Genomic DNA, 4,269 nt, shown 5'->3' on the forward strand with positions numbered 1-4,269 from the left:
GGCCCGGACCGCGCGCGCGGTCCGGGCCCCGTGCTGTGCGGCCGTCGGGGTGAGACCCGTCTCAGATACTAGGAAATCCAACTAACTCGGCTGACACGGGCAGCGCACGGGCGTACTTTGAAATGGCACCCGGTGACCCCGCGCCCTGGACCCCACCAGAACGTCCGGCGCGAGCGGGCCGTGCGTGCACGTACGCACCGTGGCGGGCGATCCCCGCCTGGCGTACCTCCCTCCTCCCTCACTCGGCGCCGCTGTGCGCCCCCTGGACCAAGGAGCCCGGTATGCCCCCCACCGCAGACCTGCTCGGCCGTGACCACTCCGCCGCCGTCCCCGGCACCGCCGCCCTCCCGGCCCGCCGCCGGCGCCGGCGCACCGAACCCAACCAGGCCGCCGCCGCGGCCCTGCAGCGGGCGCTGGACCGCCGCGACAACGGCGGCGTGACCGGCCACTGAAGGCCGGCCGGCCCGACCTCCCGCGCCGGCGTTGGGCCATTGGCCTGACATCGCGTCATTTCCCCGGCGTGCCACCGGGACAGGCTCGATCCTGGACCGGTGCGTACCCGATCATCCTCGTTGCCGGCCAGGCTCGCCCTGGTCCTGGTGCTGCTGGCCGCCCCCGCGGTCTCGGCCGCCCAGGCCCAGGCACCGGCCCGGTCCGCCGCCGCCCCGCAGGCGGTGCTGCTCGAACTGGACACCGAACCGGCCGCGCCCGCCTGGCGCCGCGCGGCCGAGGGCGCCCGGCGCGCGCTGCGCTCCCCGGCCGAGGTGCGCCGGGCCGCCGCCGCGGCCGGGCTCGCCCAGCGGGCCAGGGCCGGCGCCGCGCTGGACGCGCTGGCCCGCGCGCTCGGTCCCGGCAGCCGGGAGCTCTACCGCACCCAGGCGCTGGTCACCGGCCTGGCGGTGCGGGTGCCGCCCGCCCGGCTGGCCGCGCTGCGCCGGCTGCCCGGGGTGCGCGCGGTGCACCCGATCAGCCTCAAGCAGCAGTCCAACGGGCACTCGGTGCCACTGATCGGCGCGCCGGCCGTCTGGTCCGGCACGCCGGGCACGCTCGGCGAGGGCGTCACCGTCGGCGTGATCGACTCCGGCCTGGACTACACCCACGCCGACTTCGGCGGCCCGGGCACCGAGGCCGCCTACCGGGACGCCCGGGGCGCGGCCCGCACCGCCCTCTTCCCGACCGCCAAGGTGCCCGGCGGCACCGACCTGGTCGGCGACGACTACGACCCGGACCCGGGCTCGCCCGGCTACCAGCCGGTCCCGCACCCCGGCCCCAACCCGCTGGACTGCGCCCGCAACGGGCACGGCACCCACGTGGCCGGCACCGTGGCCGGCCTCGGCGTGACCGCCGCCGGCGCCGCCTACCAGGGCCCCTACCGCCCGGGCCTGGACCCGGCCGCCTTCCGGGTGGCCCCGGGCGTGGCCCCGGGCGCCCGGCTGTTCCCGATCCGGGTCTTCGGCTGCCACGGCTCCACCGACCAGCTGGCGCACGCCCTCGACCTGGCCGCCGACCCGCAGCAGAACGGCGACCTGGGCCGGCGGCTGGACGTGGTCAACCTCTCGCTCGGCAGCGGCTTCGGCGACCCGGCCGACGCCGACGCGCTGGCCGTGGACCGGCTGGCCGAGGCCGGCACCGTGGTGGTCGCCTCGGCGGGCAACGACGGCGACGTGTTCGGGGTCGGCGGCAGCCCCGGGGTGGCCACCCGGGCGATCGCGGTGGCCGCCTCGGTCGGCGGGCACGGGGACGCGGACGGGATCCGGGTGCTCGCGCCGCCCGCGCTGGCCGGGGTGCTGCCCGCGCACTGGAGCGCCGGCTACCCGTCCTGGGCCGGTGCGGAGGTGGCCGGTCCGCTGGCCCGCCCGCGTGACCAGGCCGACGGCTGCGCCGCCTTCTCGGCGGCCGACGCCGAGCGGTTGCGCGGCCGGGTGGCGCTGCTGGACTGGGCGGTGCAGGACGCCGACCGGGCCTGCGGCTCCACCCCGCGCGCCGACCACGCGGCCGAGGCCGGCGCCGTCGGCGTGCTGCTGGCCCCCGACGGGGACCACCTGGGCGAGCTCAGCGGTGACGAGCGGATCCCGGCCGCCATCCTCGGCCGGGCCGACGGCGCGGCGCTGCGCCGGGCCGCGGAGCAGGGCGAGGTGCGGGTGGAGCTGGCGGCCCCGGGCAACGCGCTGCGCGGCTCGGTCGCCCAGGACCAGCCCGAGCGGGTGGACACGGTGGCCGCGTTCAGCTCGCGGGGGATCGGGGTGCCGGGGGTGGTCAAGCCGGACCTGGCCGCGCCGGGCGAGACCATCTGGTCGGCCCGGGCCGGCAGCGGCACCGGCGGCGTCCGGGAGGACGGCACCTCGATGGCGGCCCCGCACCTGGCGGGTGCGGCGGCGCTGGTGCGGGCCGCGCACCCGCAGTGGTCGGTGGCCGAGGTGAAGGCCGCCCTGATGAACACCGCCACGGGCGTGCACGCCGGGGACGACCGCTCGGGTCCGCTGCTCGGCCCGGAGCGGGTGGGCGCGGGGCGGGTGCGGGCCGAACTCGCGGTGGCCACCCCGGCGGTGGCCTACGCGGCCGAGCCGGCGGGCGCGGTCGGGGTCTCGTTCGGGCCGGTGCCGGTGCTGGGCGCGGTGGAGCAGAGCCGCGAGGTGGAGGTGCGCAACCTGTCCGCCGGGCCGCTCGGCTACCGGGTGGGCTACCAGGCCGCCACCGAACTGCCCGGCGCCCGCTTCGAGCTGACGCCGGACCGGCTGGCGCTGGGGCCGGGGGAGAGCGCCCGGGTGCGGGTGGTGCTGCGGGCGGCCGAGCCGCTGGGCCGGGCGCCCGACCCGAGCCTGGCGCTGACCCAGGCCGGCCGGGCGCGCAGTTGGCGCGGCGAGCTCTCCGGGCAGCTGCTGCTCACCCCCGCGCAGGCCGGGCCGCCGGAGCTGCGGGTGCCGCTCTTCGCGGCGCCGCGCCCGGCCTCCGCGCTGACCGCGCGGCCGAGCGGCGACCGGCTGGTGCTGAGCGGCACCCCGGCCGTCGACCGCGCCGGACCCGTCTCCCTGGTCAGCGCCTTCGCGCTGGGCGGCGAGGGGCCGCGGTGGCCCGACTGCCCGGGGGCCGACCCGTGCGCCGGGTACCCGGCCGAGCGGGCGGCCGACCTGCGGGCGGTGGGGGCGGCGAGCGGCGGCGGGCTGCTCTGGTTCGCCGCCGTGGGCTGGGCGCCGGCCGCGACCCCGGTCGGGGCCACCGCGGTGCGGGTCTCGCTGGACACCGACGGGGACGGCGTGCCGGACGCCCTGGTGCTGGCCGACCGGTTGCGCGGCAGCGACGTGCTGGTGGCCCGGCTGCTGGACGCGCGCACCGGGGCGGAGCTGGACGTGCAGCCGCTGGGCGGGCCGGCGTGGGGCCCGCTGGACAGCGACACCGTGCTGCTGCCGGTCCGGGCGGCCGCGCTGCCCGGGCCCGGCCGCGGCCGGCTGCGCTACGCGGTGTGGACCGGGCCGACCGGCACGGTGCCCGACCCGGCCAAGGCGCTCAGCGCGATCGGCTTCGCCGACGGGCGGCCGGCGCTGGCGCTCGACGCCGCCGACCCGGCGGTCTCGGTCACCGCGGCGGACGGCTCGCCCGCGGTGCTCGCCCCGGAGCTGCCCGGCACCTCGCTGCGGGTCCGGTGGGCGGGGGCGGACCGGCCGCGGCTGTTGGTGGTGCACCAGCTCAACCGCGACGGCGAGCGGGCCCAGGTCCTGAGCCTGCCGCCCGGCGGCGCCACCGGTTCCACCCCGTGACCACGAGCCAGAGCGCGCCGGCCGCCGCGGAAACCCGCAGGCCCGGGGCCAGGCCCGGCTGCCGGAAGGTGCAGTCCACCCGGTCCGCGCCGGTCCCCAGGTCGACCGCCAGCAGTCCCTGCGCGGTGCCCGGGTCCCGCTCCGGTCCGCCGTCCACGGCGCACCGCCAGCCGGGCACGGCCGGGACGGCCAGCACCGCCGTCCCGGTGCTCCCCGGCACCAGCCGGGCGCCGATCGCGTGGCCGCCCGCGTGCACCTGCACGGTGCGGGCGGCGACCGCCGCGACCGCCCGGGCCGGTCCGCCCGGGTCCAGGCAGCCGAACGGACGGGCCGGCACCTGGGTGGCGAGCCCGGCCCGCACCGTCACCCGGACCACCCCGTCCGCCGGCACCGGCCCGAGCGCCAGGACCGGCAGCGCGACGGCGGGCTGCTGCCCCGGCACGGGCAGCAGCCCGCCGTCCGGCAGGCCGAGCTCGCCGGGCAGGGTGGGGGCGGACAGGAACGCCGAGCGGCC

Annotated in this window: 2 protein-coding genes and 1 pseudogene; 2 read left to right on the forward strand and 1 reads right to left on the reverse strand. The window is 80.4% G+C overall.

Going from position 1 to position 4,269, the window contains the following annotated elements; genetic code table 11:
• The first annotated feature begins 281 nt into the window (after nt 1-281).
• The gene (locus tag ACFW1A_RS39095; RefSeq protein WP_380418214.1) at nt 282-452 is read left to right on the forward strand and encodes a hypothetical protein; all 171 of its coding nucleotides are present in this window, start codon (nt 282-284) and stop codon (nt 450-452) included.
• A gap of 99 nt (nt 453-551) precedes the next feature.
• Nucleotides 552-3,755, forward strand: a complete 3,204-nt coding sequence (locus ACFW1A_RS39100) for a S8 family serine peptidase (RefSeq protein ID WP_380418212.1) — start codon at nt 552-554, stop codon at nt 3,753-3,755.
• On the opposite strand, the pseudogene ACFW1A_RS39105 reads toward ACFW1A_RS39100, so the two are convergent.
• A pseudogene (locus ACFW1A_RS39105) lies at nt 3,685-4,269 on the reverse strand (hypothetical protein); the annotation flags it as partial. The gene ACFW1A_RS39100 and the pseudogene ACFW1A_RS39105 sit on opposite strands and share 71 nt — an antisense overlap.

This window comes from Kitasatospora sp. NPDC058965 (genome assembly GCF_042741245.1).
Taxonomy (GTDB): Bacteria; Actinomycetota; Actinomycetes; order Streptomycetales; family Streptomycetaceae; genus Kitasatospora.

Bases quoted from the DNA above. Each gene is read 5' to 3' on its own strand.
- ACFW1A_RS39095 (WP_380418214.1), top strand. From the start codon at position 282: ATGCCCCCCACCGCAGACCTGCTCGGCCGTGACCACTCCGCCGCCGTC.